Origin of the sequence: Stenotrophomonas sp. RG-453, from assembly GCF_033843685.1 — a bacterium.
In the GTDB taxonomy this organism is placed as follows: Bacteria; Pseudomonadota; Gammaproteobacteria; order Xanthomonadales; family Xanthomonadaceae; genus Stenotrophomonas; species Stenotrophomonas bentonitica_A.
This window is the reverse complement of sequence record NZ_JAMYED010000009.1, coordinates 58,743-78,142: the sequence shown is the minus strand read 5'-3', so window position 1 is coordinate 78,142 and position 19,400 is coordinate 58,743. Positions and strand designations below refer to the sequence as shown.

Annotated in this window: 19 protein-coding genes; 7 read left to right on the top strand and 12 right to left on the bottom strand. The window is 67.4% G+C overall.

The window, feature by feature from the left end; all coding sequences use genetic code 11:
* Positions 1-3: 3 nt before the first annotated feature.
* The 9 genes from mdcE to NJD74_RS16720 all read right to left on the bottom strand — a co-directional run bounded on the left by mdcE (position 4) and on the right by NJD74_RS16720 (position 9,327).
* Positions 4-708, bottom strand: a complete 705-nt coding sequence (mdcE, locus tag NJD74_RS16760; RefSeq protein ID WP_102789279.1) for a biotin-independent malonate decarboxylase subunit gamma — start codon at positions 706-708, stop codon at positions 4-6.
* Positions 699-1,595, bottom strand: a complete 897-nt coding sequence (locus NJD74_RS16755; RefSeq protein ID WP_319624621.1) for a biotin-independent malonate decarboxylase subunit beta — start codon at positions 1,593-1,595, stop codon at positions 699-701. The genes mdcE and NJD74_RS16755 overlap by 10 nt, the downstream gene beginning before the upstream one ends.
* Positions 1,592-1,912, bottom strand: a complete 321-nt coding sequence (gene mdcC / locus NJD74_RS16750; RefSeq protein ID WP_019184583.1) for a malonate decarboxylase acyl carrier protein — start codon at positions 1,910-1,912, stop codon at positions 1,592-1,594. Before mdcC ends, NJD74_RS16755 begins: the two co-directional genes overlap by 4 nt.
* Before the next feature lie 10 nt (positions 1,913-1,922).
* A complete protein-coding gene (gene mdcA, locus NJD74_RS16745; RefSeq protein WP_319624620.1) occupies positions 1,923-3,566 on the bottom strand; it encodes a malonate decarboxylase subunit alpha in 1,644 nt (547 codons plus the stop codon).
* Between the two features lie 294 nt (positions 3,567-3,860).
* Entirely contained in the window at positions 3,861-4,466 is a 606-nt protein-coding gene (locus NJD74_RS16740; protein ID WP_070474012.1) for a DUF2894 domain-containing protein, read from the bottom strand.
* Positions 4,456-5,103, bottom strand: coding sequence for an OmpA family protein (locus NJD74_RS16735; protein WP_070474014.1), 648 nt, complete (start codon positions 5,101-5,103; stop codon positions 4,456-4,458). The genes NJD74_RS16740 and NJD74_RS16735 overlap by 11 nt, the downstream gene beginning before the upstream one ends.
* Positions 5,100-7,505: a DUF802 domain-containing protein gene (locus NJD74_RS16730; RefSeq protein ID WP_319624619.1), complete on the bottom strand. Its 2,406-nt coding sequence runs from the start codon at positions 7,503-7,505 to the stop codon at positions 5,100-5,102. The genes NJD74_RS16735 and NJD74_RS16730 overlap by 4 nt, the downstream gene beginning before the upstream one ends.
* Before the next feature lie 10 nt (positions 7,506-7,515).
* Entirely contained in the window at positions 7,516-8,193 is a 678-nt protein-coding gene (locus tag NJD74_RS16725; RefSeq protein WP_070474018.1) for a DUF3348 domain-containing protein, read from the bottom strand.
* A gap of 135 nt (positions 8,194-8,328) precedes the next feature.
* Complete coding sequence (locus NJD74_RS16720; RefSeq protein ID WP_319624618.1) at positions 8,329-9,327, bottom strand: aldo/keto reductase; 999 nt, start codon at positions 9,325-9,327, stop codon at positions 8,329-8,331.
* Between the two features lie 174 nt (positions 9,328-9,501).
* Here NJD74_RS16720 and NJD74_RS16715 point away from each other — a divergent pair, with 174 nt between their 5' ends.
* From NJD74_RS16715 to NJD74_RS16685, 7 genes are all read left to right on the top strand, one after another.
* A complete protein-coding gene (locus NJD74_RS16715) occupies positions 9,502-10,611 on the top strand; it encodes an alpha/beta hydrolase fold domain-containing protein (RefSeq protein ID WP_070474022.1) in 1,110 nt (369 codons plus the stop codon).
* A 116-nt stretch (positions 10,612-10,727) separates the two neighbouring features.
* Complete coding sequence (locus NJD74_RS16710) at positions 10,728-11,141, top strand: host attachment family protein (RefSeq protein WP_019184575.1); 414 nt, start codon at positions 10,728-10,730, stop codon at positions 11,139-11,141.
* 10 nt (positions 11,142-11,151) lie between these two features.
* Positions 11,152-11,481 (top strand): thioredoxin family protein, encoded by a 330-nt coding sequence (locus tag NJD74_RS16705; RefSeq protein WP_019184574.1) that lies wholly within the window; start codon positions 11,152-11,154, stop codon positions 11,479-11,481.
* Between the two features lie 391 nt (positions 11,482-11,872).
* Positions 11,873-13,360, top strand: coding sequence for a glycine betaine/L-proline transporter ProP (gene proP, locus NJD74_RS16700; protein ID WP_319624617.1), 1,488 nt, complete (start codon positions 11,873-11,875; stop codon positions 13,358-13,360).
* Positions 13,361-13,550: 190 nt separating this feature from the next.
* A complete protein-coding gene (locus NJD74_RS16695) occupies positions 13,551-15,845 on the top strand; it encodes a GH92 family glycosyl hydrolase (protein ID WP_070474027.1) in 2,295 nt (764 codons plus the stop codon).
* Positions 15,846-15,938: 93 nt separating this feature from the next.
* The gene (locus tag NJD74_RS16690; RefSeq protein ID WP_319624616.1) at positions 15,939-16,280 is read left to right on the top strand and encodes a type II toxin-antitoxin system prevent-host-death family antitoxin; all 342 of its coding nucleotides are present in this window, start codon (positions 15,939-15,941) and stop codon (positions 16,278-16,280) included.
* Positions 16,281-16,283: 3 nt separating this feature from the next.
* Complete coding sequence (locus NJD74_RS16685; RefSeq protein ID WP_319624615.1) at positions 16,284-16,907, top strand: hypothetical protein; 624 nt, start codon at positions 16,284-16,286, stop codon at positions 16,905-16,907.
* A gap of 41 nt (positions 16,908-16,948) precedes the next feature.
* On the opposite strand, the gene NJD74_RS16680 is transcribed toward NJD74_RS16685, so the two are convergent.
* From NJD74_RS16680 to NJD74_RS16670, 3 genes are all read right to left on the bottom strand, one after another.
* On the bottom strand, positions 16,949-18,028 hold the full coding sequence (locus NJD74_RS16680; protein WP_319624614.1) for a catalase family protein: 1,080 nt from the start codon (positions 18,026-18,028) through the stop codon (positions 16,949-16,951).
* A gap of 110 nt (positions 18,029-18,138) precedes the next feature.
* Positions 18,139-18,636: a ferritin-like domain-containing protein gene (locus NJD74_RS16675; RefSeq protein ID WP_070427396.1), complete on the bottom strand. Its 498-nt coding sequence runs from the start codon at positions 18,634-18,636 to the stop codon at positions 18,139-18,141.
* 91 nt (positions 18,637-18,727) lie between these two features.
* The gene (locus tag NJD74_RS16670; protein ID WP_319624613.1) at positions 18,728-19,327 is read right to left on the bottom strand and encodes a M23 family metallopeptidase; all 600 of its coding nucleotides are present in this window, start codon (positions 19,325-19,327) and stop codon (positions 18,728-18,730) included.
* Between the last annotated feature and the right edge of the window lie 73 nt (positions 19,328-19,400).

Genomic DNA, 19,400 nt, shown 5'->3' with positions numbered 1-19,400 from the left:
GGCTCAGACCTCGCCTGCGGCCACGGCGGCAGCGACGTCGCGGGCGAGCAGGCGACCGCCACGCGCCGTTCCGCGTTCCCTGCGCTGATCGCCGGTGACCGGCGCCTGCAGCGCTTCGACCAGCGCCTGTGCAAGATCGCCCTCCCAGACGGCCTCCACCGCACCCATGCGCACGTAATTTTCAACGCCCGGCGCGAATACCGGCGAGCTTTGGCTCAGTGCCTGCAGTTTCTCAAGCGGCTGTTTGGTGACGCGCGCCATCGCGCGCAGATCCATCACGCGCACCTGCGCTTCGGGCAGGGCGTAGATGCGGTCGGCCATGAGCCCGAACGAGAGGAAGCCGCCGCTGACCGATTCGCCATAGACCAGACTCACCAGCGGCGCGCCACGGCGGCGGGCCAGATCCAGAGTGCCGGCCAGGTGTGCGAAGTAGCTGTTGATGCCGAGCATTTCATCGCGGCGTGCCAGGCGCTGGCCGGCGGTATCAACCAGCATCACGATCGGCCGCTGCGGATGCGCGCGGGTACTGGCGAGCACGGTGGCAGCCAACGCCAGTGCGTGGTCGACGCCGACCTCCAGCTTGTTCGCGGTACCGATCACGGTGACCTCGCCCACTGCAGTGGTGGCGGTGCCGCCCAGCACATCGTCGTTGCGGGTGACTGCGTGACCCCGCGGGAACAGTGCGTCGAGCAGGGGGGTCAGTTCCATGGCAGGCTCCGGTTCCTGGCCGCTTCCAGGAAGTCAGCGGTTTCCAGCAGCGGCAGTTGGTCGGCATCGGCGATGCCCTGCAGGCGCCAGACCTCCAGGCCATCGCGGCAGCCCCCGTAGGCGTTGATACGTGCATCTAGCCGCGTCTGCGCCTGCTCAAGGGCCTGCAACGGGTCGTCGGCCTCGGTGTGGGTGTCGATCAGTGACAGTGCCGCCTGACCAAAGGCGTCGATGCGGTCCGGCACCAGCTGCACGGCATCACCGATCAGGTAGCGGTGCTTGCCGCCGGTGACGCGCCAGACCAGGGCGCGGTCGCGCGAGTCGAACTCCTCCACGCCACGCACGGTCTCGATCACTTCCGGGCCGGACAGCGAGAGCCGGCCTTCTTCGGACATCACCACCGCCGTGCAGCAGCGGGCGACGATGCCCATCCCACCGAAGGCGCCGTTGCCGCTGCCGATCAGTGCAAACACGGGGATCCCGGCGGCACGCGTGGCCAGCACCGCACGCATGATCTCGGAGATGGCCACCAGGCCGGCGTTGGCCTCATGCAGGCGGACGCCGCCACTGTCGAGCAACAGCAGCACCGCATCCGGACGTACCGCGACGGCACGCTCCAGCAGCCCGGTGAGCTTGGCGCCGTGTACTTCGCCGACGCCACCGCCCATGAACTGGCCTTGCTGCGCCGCGATCAGGACAGGACGACCGCTCAGGCTGCCGGCGCCGACCACGATGCCGTCATCGAATGCACCCGGCTGATCCAGCTGCGCCAGGTGCGGGCTGATGATGCGGCGGGCCGGGCCGACGAATTCGCTGAAGCTGCCTGCATCGAGCAGGCCGGCGATCCGCTCGCGGGCGTCTGCTTCGTAGAAACTGTGACTGCTCACGAAGCGTCTCCTTCCTGCAGGGTTTCCAGTGCCTGCTGCAGTCGCAGGCTGACCACCGCCGGCGTGGCACCGGCATCGTTGATCGACAGGCGCACGTTGCGCAGCGGATGCCGCGCGGCGAAATCGGCCAGCACCGCCTGCCAGATCGTGTCGAAGCCGGTGGCCGAGGTGATCACCTCGATCTCCATCGCGCCATCCAGCGGGGTAGGTTCGATCAGCACTTCAAGGTTGCCCGAGGCGACCACGCCGACCAGCGCGTGATGGTCGCGCTCGGTGAGATCGTGCTGCCCGGGGAAGCGATAACGCAGGGTTTCCATGGCGTGCCCCTTACCAGTTGCGGAAGCGTTTGGGCGGGTTGTACAACCCGCCGGACCAGCGCACGAGATCCTTGACCGAGCGCGCGGCGAGCAGGTCGCGGCTGGCATCGCGGGTGCGGATGCCCAGGTCTTCAGGCCGGCGGATGATGCCGCGGTCGCGCAGGTTCTCGACCATCACGCGGTCACGGCCCAGGCCGACTGCCGTGTAGCCGGCCACGCCGCGGATCGCCTGCTCGCGTTCCTCCGGGCTGCGGCACAGCAGCAGATTCGCGATGCCTTCTTCGGTCAGTACGTGGGTGACGTCGTCGCCGTAGATCATCACCGGCGGCAGCGGCATCTTCGCGCGCTCGGCCAGCTCCCAGGCGTCCAGGCGTTCGACGAAGGCCGGCGCCATGTGCTCGCGGAAGGTTTCCACCATCTGCACGACCAGCTTGCGCCCGCGCGGCATCTGCCCCGGCAGCGCCGCTTCCTGGCCGGCCTTGAGCCAGGCCGGGCTGGCATGGCGGCGACCGCGTGCATCCGAGCCCATGTTGGGCGCGCCGCCGAAACCGGCGATGCGGTCGCGGGTGGCGGTGGAACTGTTGCCCTGCAGGTCGATCTGCAGCGTTGAGCCGATGAACATGTCGCAGGCATACAGGCCGGCGGTCTGCGAGAACGCGCGGTTCGAGCGCATGCTGCCGTCACTGCCGGTGAAGAACACATCCGAGCGCGCCTGGATATAGCGTTCCATGCCCAGCTCGGAGCCGAACGAATGCACGGACTGCACGAAGCCGGACTCGATCGCCGGGATCAGTGCCGGATGCGGATTGAGCGCCCAGTGCGTGCCGATCCTGCCCTTCAGGCCCAGTGACTCGGCGTAGGTGGGCAGCAGCAGCTCGATCGCAGCGGTGTCAAAGCCGATGCCGTGGTTGAGTCGCTGCACGCCGTACTCGGCATAGATGCCCTTGATGGCCATCATCGCCATCAGCACCTGGATCTCGGAGATCTGCGCCGGATCACGGGTGAACAGCGGCTCGATGTAGTTCGGGCGCGGCGCCTCGGTAACGAAGTTGACCCAATCGGCCGGGATGTCGACGCGGGGGAGGGTATTGACGATTTCGTTCACCTGGGCGATGACGATGCCGCCACGGAACGCGGTGGCCTCCACGATCACGGGGGTGTCTTCCGTGTTGGGGCCGGTATAGAGATTGCCGTGGCGGTCGGCGGCCTGCGCGGCGACCAGGGCGACCTGTGGGGTGAGATCGATGAAGTAGCGGCCGAACAGTTCCAGATAGGTGTGGATCGCCCCGATCTCGATCCGTCCCTCGGCAACCAGATTGGCCAGCCGGCCGCTCTGCGGGCCGGAGAAGGAGAAGTCCAGGCGCTGGGCGATGCCCCGCTCGAACACATCCAGATGCGAGGGCAGGGACAGCACGGACTGGACCAAGTGCAGGCCGTGCACCTGCGCCGGATCGAGCTGGGCCAGGCACTCGGCCAGGAAATCGGCCTGTTTCTGGTTGTTGCCTTCCAGGCAGACCCGGTCGCCCGGTTCGAGCACGGTGTGCAGCAGGCGGGGAACCTCGGCATGGGGCAGCAAGCGCCCGAGCCCGGCATCGGCGGCCCGCTGCAGCCTTGCCTGGCGGCGATCCGCTAGCGTGTTCCAGTCTCGAGCCATCTGCCGCCTCTTCATAATTACGCTGTAATTACAAAGCTATCACCCGACTTTGGCCGGGGCAAGAGGCCTGAGGAGGCCAGTTCCGGGCCTGTCGTATTCAGTTAGAGCCGGCTCTCCTGGCATCTTCAGCATCCAATGCGCCGAGCGTCGCGGCATCGTTGCTGAGCGGGATGGCTGGCGAACGCGCAGGCAGGTTTGTTCAAAGCGGGCAATACCTTGCTGGCGCGACCTCGGCTCAGCGTTGCTCGGGGCAATGTCGTGCGGCCATCAAGGCACGCAGATGGAACGCCTGGATCAGCCCGCTCCCTTTCCCGCACGCGGCCGCCGCGGCTTCGCCCCCCGCGGCACCACTTTCGGCGTCGCCACCAGCACGCCCCACTGATGCAGGTGCTCCATGCCCGACAGCGCATCCAGGTACGCCATGAAATGCGTCAGATAGCCGGGCGAGGTTTCTTTCATCAGCGTCAGGGCCCGATGGACGAGGACGCCGGAATTCAGCGGGCCGCCGTTGGTCGGCACCTGGGCCAGCGATTCTTTCAACTGGCTGGCGTTTCGAAGCGTGGCCCAGCCCGCACGAACGTCGGCCAGCACCGGCAGCTCGGGGTAGGCCGGGTTGTGCTGGCCGGTCAATTCCGTGACCAGCGCCTGCAGACCGATGCGCCCGGGTGACGGGCCCTGCCCAGGCTGCGCCGCGGCGGGCGCCTCGGTAATCCGCTCGGCGTAGCTGGTCACCATCGCATCCAGCTTCGCCTGCAGCAGTGCCCGCACCTCACCGTCGTGCGCCTGCGTGCGGGCATGCAGGGCCTCGATCACGGCAAAGCGCGTGCGGTCGAGCTGGTCGAGCTTGTCCGCTCGCCAACGCTGGAGAATCTCAGCGGTTGCGACGGCGTTACGGGGCATCCGCGGCCTTGCTCGCCCTGGGTTTCGGGATCGGGGCAATTTCCACGCGACGGTTCTTGGCACGGCCGTCTTCGTTGGCGTTGGAGCTCACCGGCTGCTCGGAACCGAACGCCGCGGCAAACACCGCGTCCGACGGCACGCCCTCGGCGATCAGGGTGCGGGTCACGGTCAACGCACGCTCGGCGGAGAGCTCCCAGTTGTCGGCGAAGCGCCAGTTGCCATCGCGCACCTGCTGGTCGTCGGTGAAGCCGCTGACCATCAGGATCTCCTCGCGCGCGGCCAGGTAGCCTTTCAGCGGACCGGCCAGGCTCTTGAGCACTTCCAGGCCCTCCGGCTGCAGCTGGTCGGAGTTCAACGCGAACAGTACGTTGCCGCGGATGCCGATGCGGCCGTCCACCAGCGTGACGCGCCCGGCGGCGAGCGGGCCGGCCAGCGCCTGCTCCAGCGTCTGGCGGCGCTGCACTTCGGCCTGGCGCTGCTTGACCTCTTCATCCAAGCGGTTGGTCAGCTCCAGCTGCAGCGCGACCACGCCGACCAGGATCAGCACGAACGCACCGAGCAGCACCGACATCAGGTCACCGAAGGCGGCCCAGATCGGGGCGCCTCCGTCGGCCTCGACTTCGATCTCGTCGCTCATGCCGAGGCAGCCCCGGCCTTGCTGCCGCGGCGGCCGGCCAGCTGCTGCAGCTCATCGATGATCTGCTTCTGGGACAGCACGCTGAGGTCGATCACCTCACGCGCCTGGGCGACGTAGTAGGCCAGCTGCTCGTCACTGCGGGCCAGCGAACCATCCAGCGAAGCGCCGATCTGGGCCAGGCGCTCGTTGAGGCCGTCGCTGGCGGTGCCGAAGGACTGCACGGCGCTGCCGAGCGCGTCGGCCAGGCTCGCCACTTCCACGGCGCTGCCGGTGACCTGCGCAGCCACGTTGCCGAGCTTGCCGGTCTCCGCTTCGATGTGGTCGGTGAAACGGGTGCCAACGCGCTCGAGCAGTTCGGCCGAGGTGGAGACCAGTGCATCAACGGCGACGCGTTGTTCGTTGGCCGCGTGGTTGACCGCATCCAGCAGGGTCTCCACGGTGGCCAGCAGGCGGCTGCGTTCTTCCAGCGTGGCGGTGTCGCGGACCAGGCTGTCGGAGAGTTTGCCGCGCAGTTCGGCGACGACATCGGCCGCGGCCTTGGGCGCTTCCGAGGCGGCCTGCACCAGCCGCGAGATTTCGCTGATCGTCTCGCTGGCGTGCGCCTGGGCCTGCTGGGTGATGTCATTGGCGGTGCGTGCCAGGGTGTCGCAGATCTCCTGCTGGCGGCTGGCCACGCTGGCGCCGGTCTGTTCCCAGCGCTCGCCGAGGCTGGCGCTCATGCCGGTGAAGGCATCGGTCCAGGCGCGCAGGCGCTGCTGATCGCGTGCTTCCAGGGCGTCCTGCAGCTGGGCATGCGAGTGCTGCATCGCCTCGCCAAGCGAGACCGCCTGCGCCTGCAGTGTGGCGGAAGCGGCATCCAGGGCCTGCTGATGCCGCTCGCTCAGCGCGGTCGCGGCGGCATCCTGGCGGGCCAGCGCCTGCTGCCAGGCCTCGGCGATCTGCGCGGTGGTGGCCTCCATGCGGCTGCCGACCGAATCGATCAGGCCGGTGGCCCGGGCCTGGTGCGTTTCGGTGAAGCTGCCAAGCGCGCTGCGCAGGTCATCCGCAAGGGCGGCATGGGTCTGCTGCTGCGCGGCCTGTGCATCCTGCCAACGGGTGGCCGTCGCGTTGAGTTCGGCCGAGACCGCCTCAAGCAGGGCGCTGGAGCGCTCGCCATGCTGCTCGGCGAAGCGGGCCAGCGCACTGCGCAGCTCGGTCGCCATGGCGGTATTGATCTGCTGCTGCTCGGACTGGGCAGCCTGCCAACCGTCAGCCGTGCTGACCAGCTTCGTGGAGACGGCCTCGAGCAGGCCGAGCGCGCGTTGGTCGTGCTGTGCGGCGAATCCGTCCAGCGCGGCGCGCAGGTCGGCGGTCAATGCAGCATTGGTCTGCTGCTGGCTGTCCAGCGCGGCCTGCCAGGACGCGGCGGTGGCGACACGGCTGGCGTCGAAGCCGTCGGTCAGGCCGGTCAGCTGGCGCTGCACCGCATCGGTCACCGTTTCGTGCATGGCGGCGTTGGCGCGGGCGATGCCGGCCAGGGTGGTGTCCATCACCGGCTGCAGGGCGGCACCGACGGCACGTGCGCTCTCGGCGACACTGTCCTTGAGTGACTCCTTGATCGCGGAGGTCAGGCGGGCGTATTCCTCGTCGGCCTTGGCATGGAAACGCTGCTGGTTGGCCAGCAGTTGCTCGCCCGAGGCGCTGCTCTGCTGTTCGATCGCCGTGGTCATGGCCTGCAGCCGATCCACCAGCGCCGGCATCAGTTCGGCCTGCTGCTGCAGCAGCCGGAAGGCTTCATTGCGCTGCCAGGACTGCGAGTGCGTGTGCAGGGTGGTAGCGATCTCCACGTCCAGCTGCTGTACCGCTTCCAGGCGCTCACGCCGGCACAGCGCCGAGAGCAGGCCGAGCATCGCGGAGGTGGCGACACCGGCGATCGAGGTGCCGAAGGCGACCGCCAGGCCTTCCACCGGCGCGCCCAGCGAGCCGCGGATGGCCTGCAGGTCGGTCGCGCTTTCCAGGGCCAGGCCGGTGCCACGCAGGGTGGCCATCATGCCGAGCAGGGTGCCGAGCATCCCCAGCAGCACCAGCAGCCCGACCAGATAGGGGGTCAGGACCGGGCCGGGCAGGGCGACGCGTTCGCCTTCCACGCGCAGGCGTACCGCATTGCGCAGGCTGGGGTGCAGCTGGCTCAGCCAGGTGGTCAGGCCGGAGCCGGCCGCGCCGGCACTGGCACTGGCCGCGGCGAGCGAGGCGGTCGCCTGCCGGTAGCGGTACAGCTCGAGGCCACCGGCGAGGTAGCACACGGCGATCAGCGCGGCGACAGCGAAACCGACCGGATTGGTGCTGGCATAACCGGCCCCGATCCAGCACACCGCGACAAGGCCAAGCAGGAAAACAACGTAGTGAAGACTGGTTCTGAACATGACGTCCCGGTTAGTGGGTGCGAAGCGCTGCAAGCAGGCCTTCGATCGGTTGAAAACGAATATCCAGCTCGGCCAGCAGCAGGCTCTGCATGTCGCGGCGGAACACCTCCAGCCAGGCCGCGTCGCTGGCGGCATCGCGCAGGCGCTCGAAATGCACCCCGAGCAGCACCGGCACCTTGGCCAACAGGCTGTGTTCGCGGGCGCTGAGGGTCTGCTCCATCAGCGCATCCACCTCGGCCAGCCGCGCCAGCTCGGGTGAGCGGCGGGTCAGCATGTCGCGCAGCCGCCCGCGCAGGCGGCTGGTGGCGCCGAGCATGGAACGCTGCACGGTAACGTAGCGCTCGCGGTACACGGCGAATTCGATGGGCGTTTCGGTCGCTTCGGCCTCGACCGCGCGCCGAACCGGCCTGGAAGGCTCAGGTTCCTGAACAATGGTGGCTTCCAACACCGCGCGGATCCGTTGGCATTCCGCATCCTCGTCGGCATCGAAATCCGGCCCCTCCACCGCAGGCGGCAGCCGCCCATCGAGCGCCTTGGACAAGGTCACCGCCCGCGTCCAGTCCACCCATTCGCTTAGCCGGTCCGACAGGGCCGGGCCCGTCGAGGACAGGTTGCTTTCAGCCAGACGGGCCAGCAGCCGGATGAAGGCCGGGCCCGGGACAGGCGTCCGTTGCGCGGTTTTGGCCATTGTTCCGGTTAAAACGGCGAATTTTACACCGTAATGGCCGCGGGCCGCCGGCGCGCAGGGTTCAGCCACGGCGCCGAGCGCTCCCGGCGCTGCCAGCGCTGGCATGATCTTTGTCAGCGGCGCCTGTGCGCCAACTCAGTCGGTCGGCAACGGCGCGTGCGGCGAGACCAGGCCGTGTTCGCGCAACGCGCTCCAGAACGCCGGCGGAATCGCGACCTTGGCCAACGCAAGATTCTCTGCAATGCGGCCGGGCTGGCTGGCACCGGGAATCACGCCCGCCACGGCCGGGTGCGCCAGCGGGAACTGCAGCGCCGCCGCACGGATGTCCACGCCGAACTGCGCGCCTACCTGCTGCAGGCGCCCGACCCGATGCAGCACGTCGGTACCGGCCTTCTGATACTCGTAATGCGCGCCGCCAGCGAGAATGCCGGAGTTGTATGGACCACCGACCACGATGCGGGCGCCACGCGCTTCGGCGGCCGCCATCAGGCTGGCCAGTGCCTCATCATGATCCAGCAGGGTGTAGCGCCCGGCGAGCACGAAGCCATCCGGGTCGGCTTGCTGCAGCGCCATCACGCAGGGCTCGACCCGGTTGACGCCCAAGCCCCAACCCTTGATGACCCCCTCCTCGCGCAGCCGGGTCAGCGCGGTCGCGGCGCCGGACATGGCCTGGTGGAACACGGCGCGCCAGTTCTCGCCATGGAAATCCTTGGCCGGGTCGTGGATCCAGACGATGTCCAGGCGGTCCGTCTTCAGGCGTTTCAAGCTTTCTTCGATGGCGCGCAACGTACCGTCGGCGCTGTAGTCATAGACGATCTTGTTGGGCAGGCCATGCTCGAACAGGCCGCCTTTCTCGCCCAGGTCGCGGCTGGCGGCGTCTTCGGTTTCATCCAGCAGACGGCGGCCGACCTTGGTACTCAGCACATAGGCATCGCGCGGGTAGTGCTGCAGCGCTTCGCCGAGCCGCCGTTCGGCCAGGCCGGCGCCATACAGCGGGGCGACGTCGAAGTAGCGGATGCCCTGGTCCCACACGGCGTGGACGGTTGCCAGTGCCTCCTGTTCGGGAATGGCGCGGTACATGTTGCCGAGGGGCGCGGTGCCGAAGCCGACACGGCCGGGAAGGTGAATGCTCATGTGAGGTGGGTACAAAGCGGAAGGCCGCCCAGTCTGCGCGGGGCACTCTGGCTCAAACAGCCGTCGATAAGCGAAAGAGTGTTGCGCGGCGGGCAAGGATCGAGCCGGATCTGCGCGGCGTGGCAACGACGCAGCAGCTATTCTGTCGCCCGATTTCTCAGCGGAGTGCAGCAGATGGGTTGGACAGTAAAGCTCGCGCCGCTGGCGCTGTTGGTGGCGGCCAGCGGTACGACCGCCGCCGCGCCCGTGCCGGCGACCGCCGAAGGGGTCCGGAACGTGCCTGGGTTTGCGCTGCCGCTCTCGCCGTATCTGAGCCCGGAAGCACAGGCAGCCATGCGCAGCGCCGTCGTCAACGGTGATCCGGTCGCGAAGATGGATAACGCCACCGTGCTCAAAGAGCTGGCGACGATCCGCAAGGGCGCCGATGACTGGGCCTACGGCGAGATCAAGGCGCTGCGCGAGCGCTATCCGGTCGAACTGCACCACGAAACCTGGAACGGGGTGCCGGTGGTGCGGGTCGAGCCGCGCAGCGCGCCAGCCGATCCGGCGCAGCGTCGCCTGCTGATCGAGCTGCACGGTGGTGCATTCGTGTTCGGCCGCGCCGACAGCATCGGTCTTCTTGAGGCGATCCCGGTCGCCGCGATGACCGGTGCCACGGTTGTCGCCGTAGAGTATCGGCAGGGACCGGAGCATCGGTTCCCCGCCGCCAGTGAGGACGTGGCGGCGGTCTACCGCGCGGCACTGGAAACGCGGCCCGCAGCGCATATCGGCGTGTTCGGCTGCTCGGCTGGCGGCGTGCTGACCGGCGAATCGCTGGCGTGGTTCGCCAAGGAAAAGCTGCCGATGCCAGCAGCGGCCGGGCTGTTCTGCGCCGGTGGCGATGCGCGTTACGGCGGCGATTCGCGCTACGTGGCCGCTGCCGTCACCGATGCACTGCTGCCGCACGCCGATGGCAGCCTGCCGATCATGGAAGACCTCTATTACGGCCCGGTGGACTTCCGTGACCCGCTGGTGTCGCCGGTCTTCTCCGATGCGGTGCTTGCGCAGTTTCCGCCGACGCTGTTCATCACTGCAACGCGGGCAGCCGAGCTGAGCAACGTTTCCTATACCCATTCGCGGCTGGTGGACCTGGGGCGCCAGTCGGACCTGCACGTCTGGGACGGGCTGGGCCACGCCTTCCACCTCGACGCCCGGCTGCCGGAAAGCCAGCAGGCGTACCGGGTGATGGCGCGCTTCTTCGCCCGGCACCTGGACATGGCCCTGCCCGGACCGCCCGCGGAGTAGGGTGCGACGGGGCTGCATACACGATGCATACATCCGTATGCACTGCGCATACATTCGGTTGCCTACGGTGGAACCCGAGTGCACCCGCGCTCGGTTTTCCCCATAAGGAGTAGATGATGAGTCAGCAGATTCCCGAAGGTACCCTGGTCGTTGTAGCCGATGGCGGCTCGGCCCGCGTGTTCACCAACGTCGGCACCGCGCACAAGCTGCAGCTCAAGCAGGAAGGGGAACTGCAGCTGCAGGCCGTGAGCGATACCGGCGCGTCCGGGCAGGGCCCGTCCGGCTCGGTGCCGCAGGAGATGACCATCTCCCAGCTCAACGAGGCCACGTTTGCCAAGCAGGTGGCGGCACAGTTGAATGAAGACGCGTTGAAGAACCGCTACGCGCACCTGATCCTGATCGCCGATCCGCAGACCCTGGGCCGTATCCGTCCGCTGCTGCACAAGGAAACGCAGGAGCGCCTGCTCAAGGATCTCGCCAAGGACTTCACCAATGCGCCGCTGGAGGATATCCAGCGCGCCCTGTCCTGAGACACCGCCCATGGCCTTCGCCCGCGAATACAGCCCGTCCGACATCACCCGTGCCGACATCGACGCGGGCAGCGGATGGATGCTGCTGGAATTCGGCACCGGTTGGTGCGGCCATTGCAGCGCCGCCCAGCCACTGCTGCAGAAGTTTCTCGGTGGCTATGACGCGACGCACCTGAAGGTCGAGGACGGGAAGGGGCGGCCACTGGGCCGCTCCTTTGCCGTGAAACTCTGGCCGACCGTGATCCTGCTGCGCGATGGCCAGGAGATCGCCCGCGCGGTACGGCCGCATGAGCGCGAGGATCTGGCGCCGCTGATTGATGCGCTGGAACGCGGTCCGTAACGGAAGGATGCGGGTCGCGCAGGCCAGCAGGATGCGTCCTCCGATACGCGCATTGGCGCGCAGTACGCCGCGGTTTGGACCTGCTGCGCCTGCGTGCGTTCATCACATGAAAGACCGCTGAAACGCCTGAAACAGGCTGTTCCACGCGCTCCGGACGAGCAGCGAGGGGAACGCCGGCGTCATTTGTAGTATCATGGCCCGCTTGATCACCCCCGGGCCATTGCCCGCTTCCGGGTCATCCATCCCGCAGCGTCGCTGAGTCCACGCGGCCGTCCGGGATCGTCTGTTGCAACCCCTCTTCGCGCGTCGCGCTGTGTCATCAGAGGCGGTGTTTCCTGTGCCGTGCGCGGGACCTCGGGCGCCGCGATGGCCTGCTTCCAGGAGAAAGCAGATGCAGGACCTGCATGCCGCACATGCCCATTTCGGCTGGTTCAAACGCCGCCGCCAGATGCACGTCGACGAAGTCACCGTCGTTGATCGCCCGATGCTCAAGAAGGCCGTGGGTGCGGCCGCACTCGGCAACGCGATGGAGTGGTTTGATTTCGGTGTCTATGGCTATCTCGCCGTCACGCTGGGTCACGTGTTCTTCCCCGACAGCAGCCCGACCGCGCAGCTGATCGCTACCTTCGCCACCTTCACCGTGGCCTTCCTGGTGCGTCCACTGGGCGGGCTGGTGTTCGGGCCACTCGGCGACAAGTACGGCCGCCAGAAAGTGCTGGCCTTCACCATGATCCTGATGGCGCTGGGCACCTTCAGCATCGGCTTGATTCCCTCCTATGACCGCATCGGCATCTGGGCCCCGGCACTGCTGCTGCTCGCCCGGATCGTGCAGGGCTTCTCCACCGGTGGCGAGTACGGGGGTGCGGCGACCTTCATCGCCGAGTACTCGACCGACCGCAACCGCGGCCTGATGGGCAGCTGGCTCGAGTTCGGCACGCTGGGCGGCTACATCGCCGGCGCGGGCACGGTCACCGCGCTGCACATGGCGCTGAGCAGCACGCAGATGCTGGACTGGGGCTGGCGCATTCCGTTCCTGGTGGCCGGTCCGCTGGGCCTGCTCGGCCTGTACATGCGCATGAAGCTGGAAGAGACGCCGGCGTTCCGTGCGTACGCCGAAGAGGCCGAGAAGCGCGATCACGAACGCCCCGGCCTGGGTGCGCTCTTCCGCGTGCATTGGGCGCAGCTGCTGATCTGCGTTGGCCTGGTGCTGGTGTTCAACGTCACCGATTACATGCTGCTGACCTACATGCCCAGCTACCTCAGCGTGACGATGGGCTATGCCGAGAGCAAGGGGCTGCTGCTGATCATCATCGTGATGCTGGTGATGATGCCGCTCAATGTGCTGGGCGGGTTGTTCAGTGATCGCCTGGGCCGCCGCCCGATGATCATCGGTGCCTGCATCGCCTTGTTCCTGCTGGCGATCCCCTGCCTGAAGCTGGTCGGCAGCGGCAATGACTGGTTGATCTTCCTGGGCCTGATGCTGCTGGGCGTGGCGCTGGTGTGCTTCACCAGCTCGATGCCGTCCACGCTACCGGCACTGTTCTATACCCCGGTGCGCTACAGCGCGCTGTCGATCGCCTTCAATGTGTCGGTCTCGCTGTTTGGTGGCACCACGCCGCTGGTCACTGCGTGGCTGGTGGAGCGTACCGGTGATCCGCTGGTGCGGGCGTATTACCTGATGGGGGCGGCGGTGATCGGTGTGATCACCATGCTGTTCGTGCGCGAGACCGCCGGCATGCCGCTGCGGGGGTCGCCGCCGGCGGTGGCCAGCGAAGCCGAAGCCCGTGCCCTGATGCGCAGCGATGAGCCGGTCACGGTGGATGTGACCCAGCCGACGCTGCCGGTGGCAGCGGTGCCGGAAGATGCGCGCCCGGCGTAACGCCGGTCCGGTCCGGTCACCCACTGCGCCGCCATGGCGCCGGCCAGGAGGGCCGGCGCCGGTAACACCCGCACCGCAACATGTCAGCCCGATCGGCCAGTGCTAGGATCAACCCCACCTGAATCGATCTAAATTCAACGCCATGACAAAAACGGGGACGGTACGGTGGTTGGGGCTCGCGGTAGGGGCGATGTTGGTGGCCGGCACCGCCACGGCGGCACCGGCGAAGGTCGGCGAGCGCGCGTACGCGGCGGTGGATCCGTTCATCGGCACGGCGGGCGAGGGCCATACCTATCCCGGCGCCACGGTGCCGTTCGGCATGGTCCAGCTGAGCCCGGATACCCGCATCCAGCCGCGCGAGAAGGCCTATGGCTGGGCCGCAGGGTATCGGCATGACGACAGCAGCATCGTCGGCTTCTCGCATACGCACTTCTCCGGCAGCGGCCATTCCGATCTTGGCGATGTGCTGCTGATGCCGGTGCGCACCGATGCCAGCCTGGAGCGGGGCGACCCCGACAAGCCCGGCAGCGGCTACACCTCGCGCTTCCGCCACGACGACGAGCGCGCCGAGCCAGGCTACTACGCGGTCACGCTGGATGATCCGAAGGTGCGCGCGGAGCTGACCACCAGCACCCGCGTCGGCGTGCACCGCTATACCTACCCGGCCAACCAGCCGGCGCGCGTGCTCCTGGACCTGCGCACCAGCCTCTACGATTACCCCGGCAAGATCCTGTGGTCGCGGCTGCGCGCCCGCGAGGACGGCACCATCACCGGCTTCCGCGAGACCCGCGGCTGGGCGCCGGGCCGGCAGCTGTATTTCGCGATGCGTTTCTCCCGGCCGCTGACCGGTCACGAGTTCCACAACACCGAGACCGACATCGCCTACAAGGGCTTCCCGCCGCCGGGGCACCAGAGCCCCGCGCAGCGTGCGCAGATTGAAGGGCGCCAGCTGGTCGGCACCTTCGATTTCGGCAAGCTGGATACACCGCTGGTGGTGACGGTGGCGATTTCCTCGGTCAGCGAGGCCGGTGCGATCGCCAACCTGGAAAGCGAAGTGCCCGGCTTCGATTTCGACCGCGTCCGCGCCGAGGCAAAAGCGCAGTGGTCGCAGGCGCTGTCGGTGCTGGATATCGACGGCCCCGAGCATGACCGCCGCAGTGCCTATACCGCGCTGTACCACAGCCTGCTCGGGCCGACCGTGTTCATGGACAGCGATGGCCAGTACCGCGGCTCGGACAACGCCGTGCATCGCGCCGAGGGCTACACCAACTATTCGACCTTCTCGCTGTGGGATACCTACCGCGCCCTGCATCCGCTGCTGACCCTGGTGCAGCCGGAAAAGCGCAACAGCGATTTCATCAATTCGCTGCTCGCACACCAGCACAACAGCGCCTACGGAATGCTGCCGGTGTGGGCATTCCACGGTCAGGAAACGTGGTGCATGATCGGCTACCACGCGGTGCCGGTGATCGCCGATGCCTACCTCAAGGGCATCCGTGGTTTCGATGAGAACAAGGCACTGGCCGCCATGGTGGCGACCGCCAACTACGGTCCGTACGACGGCATCGCGCAGTATCGCGAACTGGGCTGGGTGCCGATCGATGAAGAAGGCGAGGCCGCCAGCAAGACGCTGGAATACGCCTTCGACGATTGGACCATCGCGCGCATGGCCAAGGCCATGGGCAACACGAAGGTCGCCGGCGAGTTCGAGAAGCGCGCCACGAACTGGCGCAATGCGTTCGACAAGGACACCGGCTTCATGCGCGCGCGCAAGCGCGATGGCAGCTTCCGCACGCCGTTCGACCCGAGCGCCAGCGGCTACGGCACCGATTACACCGAAGGCAATGCCTGGCAGTACTCCTGGTACGTGCCACACGACGTGGCCGGTCTGGCCGCCGCGCACGGGGGCAGCGATAAACTGCTGGCCAGGCTGGATGAGGTGTTCGAGGCCAAGGTCGACCCGTCGATCTTCGAGCACATGGAAGACATCACCGGCCTGATCGGCTGGTATGCGCACGGCAATGAGCCCAGCCACCACGTGGCGTACCTGTATGCCCATGCCGGCCAGCCATGGCGCACCCAGGCGCGGCTGAAGCAGATCATGGACACCCAGTACGCCGACCGCCCCGATGGCCTGGCGGGCAATGACGATCTCGGCCAGATGTCGGCCTGGTATGTGTTCACTGCACTGGGCTTCTACCCGGTGGCCCCGGGCAGCGGCGAGTACATCATCGGCCGTCCGTTCCTGCCCAGGGCGGCGCTGCACCTGCCCAACGGCAAGACCTTCACCATCGTCACCGAAGGGCTGGGCAAGGGCCACGACTACGTCGGCTCGGTCACCCTCAACGGCCAACCGCTGCAGCGCACCTTCCTGCGCCACGACGAGATCCTGGCCGGCGGCGAACTGCGCTTCACGCTGCAGGCCGAGCCGAACAAGGCCTGGCCGGGGCAGGGCGCCGAGCAGCCGTACTCGATGTCCCGCTGACGGGTGACCGCGGCCTCCTTCTGGCCAAAATGGGATTTATGTCCAATTTGGCCAGAAGGGGTATAGTGGGCCCATCCCGTCCTGGAACGTGCCATGACCCTGCCACTGGATCTGCCCGGCCTTGAGAAGGCCACCGCCTCCTCGGTCAAAACCCGCGGCTGGCCCAGCCTGATGCGGACCGTCCGCGAGAAGCAGGCACTGGTGATCACCAACCACAATCATCCCGAAGCGGTGATCGTGGACATCAAGACCTACCAGGAACTGCTGGCCAAGGCGGCCGGCGGCGACCTTGATGAGCGCGTGGGCGAGCTGGAACGCCTGCGCGCCGCGTTCGATACCACCCTGGCCAGCCTCGGCCACGATGGCGGGCTGGGCAAGGTGCTGGGCCAGCCGATCCGCCGCGGCCGCAAGGTCGCCCTCGGCAGTCCGCTCTGACCGATGGGGCGGATTCTGGTCCTGGCCGGCGTCAATGGCGCCGGCAAAAGTTCGCTGCTGGGCATGTGGCTGGAAGAAGAAGGCCTGACCTGGTTCAACCCGGATACGTTCACCCGCCGCCTGGTGGAGGCCGGCTGGGCGCTGGGGGATGCCAATGCCGCCGCGTGGAACGAGGGCGCACGCCGTTTGCGGCAGGCCATCGACGAGGGCGGCGACTTCGCTTTCGAAACCACCCTGGGCGGCAACACCATCCCGCGCCTGCTGCGTGAGGCCTGCGACCGTCACCACGTGGCCATCTGGTTCTGTGGCCTGCAGAGCGTGGAGCTGCACATGGCACGCGTCGCGGGCCGGGTCAGCCGTGGCGGGCATGACATCCCCGCCGACAAGATCCGCGCCCGTTACGATTCCTCGCGCGAGAATCTGCTGGCCCTGCTGCCGCACCTGGCCGAGCTGCATGTCTACGACAACAGCGCCCCGGCCGATGCCGACGGCGCCGAACCGCTGCCGGTGCTGCAGTTGGATCGCAACGGGCTGCACTATCCGGCCTCGGCGATCGAGCTGCTGCAGACGCCTGACTGGGCCAAGCCGATCGTGATGCGCGCCATGGAACTGCACACCCCGGCCTGAGGGTTACTGCAATGGCCTGAGCAGCAGCAACAGGCTGAGTGTCATCCCACCGGTTCGTGGATCGGACACCCGTTGAACCGCGAACGGAACTGACGCGAGGCGGCCATCACCACGCGACGCGCACGGTTCAAGCCCCCCAGCGGGCGATGCTCGGCCAGCGCTTGCCACGGGGCAAATGCCAGTGCGTCCTCGATACCCGGCGAGCTGGCAGGCTGCCACGCTTCCTGCTGCGCAACGCTCAGGCGTGCAACCGGCAGGAACGGACTGTCCGCTTCCGGCCACGCGACCGACGCATCCTCGATCGGCATGCGTTCGACGTCGCGGCACAGCTGCACGCGCAGCTCCCATTCGACCGGATTGGGCAGGTCGGTGAAGAAGGACACCACTGCCTCTCGCTGCGCATCTTCGTCCGAGCCGATCTTGTCGCCGGTCAGCGCAAGCAGCGCCGGTGAGATCGGGGCCAGTGAAAACTTGGCCATGTAGGGACCATAGAGGAAGGGCACCTGACTGAAGAAGGTTTCGCCCAGCGGATGGTGTTGCGGCTCGCCGCCCATGCCTTTCAGCGTGGCACTTCCCCCGCCGACGGCTTCCAGCGCCGCCTCCGCGCCGCGCAGCGTGGCTGAGATCATGCGTTTGGTACGCGGCATCCGCTCGGTAGTGGCGGCCAGCAGCTTGGCCGAACGCAGGAAGCCGGCGACGCCGGGCGTGTTGAACGCCGGACCGTTGACCATCAGGAAATCCTGGGTGTGCTGTTCCTCCGCACCCTCGGCGCGCGGGCCTTCCACGCCGATCACCTTGAGCGCCATCGCGCGCGGGGTGGAGACCGAGTCTGGCAGCTGCTCGGCCGGTGGCGAAGACAGCCGGACCAGTGCGTCGTAGCTGCCCGGCCGCGCGAACAGGCCGTGCCGCAACTCGGCCGGCAACCCGTCCAATACACGTAGCCGGCCCTTCAACAACCCTTGGCCCTTGGCGTGCACCGCACGGTGGGCGTGGCCTTCCTGCTCGGCGACGGTCAGCGCCATGCGCGCGAACACCTCGGTCAGTTCGCGGATATGCGTGGCCTCATCTTCGTCGGCATGCTCAAGCGAGGCGTGGTAAAGAACGGGTGGGGGCAGTGACATGCAGGCTCCTGTTTGTGATCAAGGGCGGCGATCAAGCGCGGAAAGCGAAACGCGCTGCGCGGGGAGGTCATCTCCCCGCACAACGCAATGCCGGAGGAGAAGCGGAACGGTCAGGCCGCAGCGGCCTTGGCATTGCCGCCGCCGGCCAGGGCCAGCAGGGTCAGCTTCTCGTCCGTGTCTTTTTCTTCCTTGAGCGTTTCCAGCAGCAGCGGCACGGCTGCCTTGTAGCCCAGCTGTTTGGCCAGCGCGGCAATCGTGCCGTAGGAGGCGATTTCGTAATGCTCCACCTTCTGCGCGCCACCAATCAGTGCGGCATCGCGGACCGGGCCCTCCTCGATACTGTCGATTGCCTCTTTGCCTTCCTCGACCAGCCCCTCCATCGCGGCGCATTTGATGCGCTTGAGCCGGATCCCCAGCAGTTCCACCACCTGGTCGATGCGCTCGATCTGGCCCTGCGTCTCTTCCAGGTGCGTCGTGAATGCGGCCGCCAGGTCGGGATTGGAGGCGGCACGCGCCAGTCGGGGCAGCGCCTTGGTCAGCTGCTTCTCTGCACTGTAGATATCCGAGAGCTCGTGGATGAACAGGTCTTCTGCGGTCTTGATCGCCATGGAGGTACTGCCGTTGGGTTTGAGCATCCGACGCTAGGCGCGTGGGTGTTAGTCCAGCGCGCTTTGTTGTGAAGGCGCTCTGCACGCACCTTCAGGGCGCGTCCGGCCAGGCCTTGAGCAGCGGCAGCGGATCGTAGGCACCGTCGGCTCCGTAGATGCCCCAGTGCAGATGCGGCGGGGTGCCTTTGGCATTGCCGGTATCGCCGACGTAGCCCAGGACGGTGCCCTGTTCGATGACATCGCCACGAGCCAGGCCCTCGCGCCAATCATCCAGATGCGCGTAGTAATAGCGCTCGCGCGCAGGGCCCATCACCCAGACCTGGCGCCCGCCCAGGCCGCTTTCACGGATGTCGGCGACGATCCCCGGAGTGGCGCTGCGCACCTCGGTGCCGCGCTTGGCGAAAATGTCCACGCCGGCATGCGTGCGGTCGCGTCCACGCGGTGCGCCGAACGTGTCGGCGACCTGGCGCGCGGCCACGCCCGCCACGGGGACGGGCAGCGCGGTCGGTGCAGGCATCTGTGACAGGCGCCAGAGTGCCCGCGGTGATTCCGCGATCGGGCTGTTCCAGAGCACGCCGGCCACCACGATGCAGACGACAAGGACGAACAGCCGCAGCAACCCGCGCCGCAGGCGGCGTGCAGGGGAGGTGAGCGGGCGAGCGAAAGGTGAGAGTGGAGCATCTCGACTCACTGGCGGACCCTCTTGAACTGAAAGGTCCACTTTGCCAGCTTAACCTTCAACATCGTTTCACGTGCTGCCTCGC

What these genes read in the sequence shown, in the direction of transcription:
- mdcE (WP_102789279.1), bottom strand. Translation starts at nt 708, where the DNA reads ATGGAACTGACCCCCCTGCTCGACGCACTGTTCCCGCGGGGTCACGCA.
- mdcC (WP_019184583.1), bottom strand. Translation starts at nt 1,912, where the DNA reads ATGGAAACCCTGCGTTATCGCTTCCCCGGGCAGCACGATCTCACCGAG.
- mdcA (WP_319624620.1), bottom strand. Translation starts at nt 3,566, where the DNA reads ATGGCTCGAGACTGGAACACGCTAGCGGATCGCCGCCAGGCAAGGCTG.
- NJD74_RS16740 (WP_070474012.1), bottom strand. Translation starts at nt 4,466, where the DNA reads ATGCCCCGTAACGCCGTCGCAACCGCTGAGATTCTCCAGCGTTGGCGA.
- NJD74_RS16735 (WP_070474014.1), bottom strand. Translation starts at nt 5,103, where the DNA reads ATGAGCGACGAGATCGAAGTCGAGGCCGACGGAGGCGCCCCGATCTGG.
- NJD74_RS16730 (WP_319624619.1), bottom strand. Translation starts at nt 7,505, where the DNA reads ATGTTCAGAACCAGTCTTCACTACGTTGTTTTCCTGCTTGGCCTTGTC.
- NJD74_RS16725 (WP_070474018.1), bottom strand. Translation starts at nt 8,193, where the DNA reads ATGGCCAAAACCGCGCAACGGACGCCTGTCCCGGGCCCGGCCTTCATC.
- NJD74_RS16720 (WP_319624618.1), bottom strand. Translation starts at nt 9,327, where the DNA reads ATGAGCATTCACCTTCCCGGCCGTGTCGGCTTCGGCACCGCGCCCCTC.
- NJD74_RS16715 (WP_070474022.1), top strand. Translation starts at nt 9,502, where the DNA reads ATGGGTTGGACAGTAAAGCTCGCGCCGCTGGCGCTGTTGGTGGCGGCC.
- NJD74_RS16710 (WP_019184575.1), top strand. Translation starts at nt 10,728, where the DNA reads ATGAGTCAGCAGATTCCCGAAGGTACCCTGGTCGTTGTAGCCGATGGC.
- NJD74_RS16705 (WP_019184574.1), top strand. Translation starts at nt 11,152, where the DNA reads ATGGCCTTCGCCCGCGAATACAGCCCGTCCGACATCACCCGTGCCGAC.
- proP (WP_319624617.1), top strand. Translation starts at nt 11,873, where the DNA reads ATGCAGGACCTGCATGCCGCACATGCCCATTTCGGCTGGTTCAAACGC.
- NJD74_RS16695 (WP_070474027.1), top strand. Translation starts at nt 13,551, where the DNA reads ATGTTGGTGGCCGGCACCGCCACGGCGGCACCGGCGAAGGTCGGCGAG.
- NJD74_RS16690 (WP_319624616.1), top strand. Translation starts at nt 15,939, where the DNA reads ATGACCCTGCCACTGGATCTGCCCGGCCTTGAGAAGGCCACCGCCTCC.
- NJD74_RS16685 (WP_319624615.1), top strand. Translation starts at nt 16,284, where the DNA reads ATGGGGCGGATTCTGGTCCTGGCCGGCGTCAATGGCGCCGGCAAAAGT.
- NJD74_RS16680 (WP_319624614.1), bottom strand. Translation starts at nt 18,028, where the DNA reads ATGTCACTGCCCCCACCCGTTCTTTACCACGCCTCGCTTGAGCATGCC.
- NJD74_RS16675 (WP_070427396.1), bottom strand. Translation starts at nt 18,636, where the DNA reads ATGGCGATCAAGACCGCAGAAGACCTGTTCATCCACGAGCTCTCGGAT.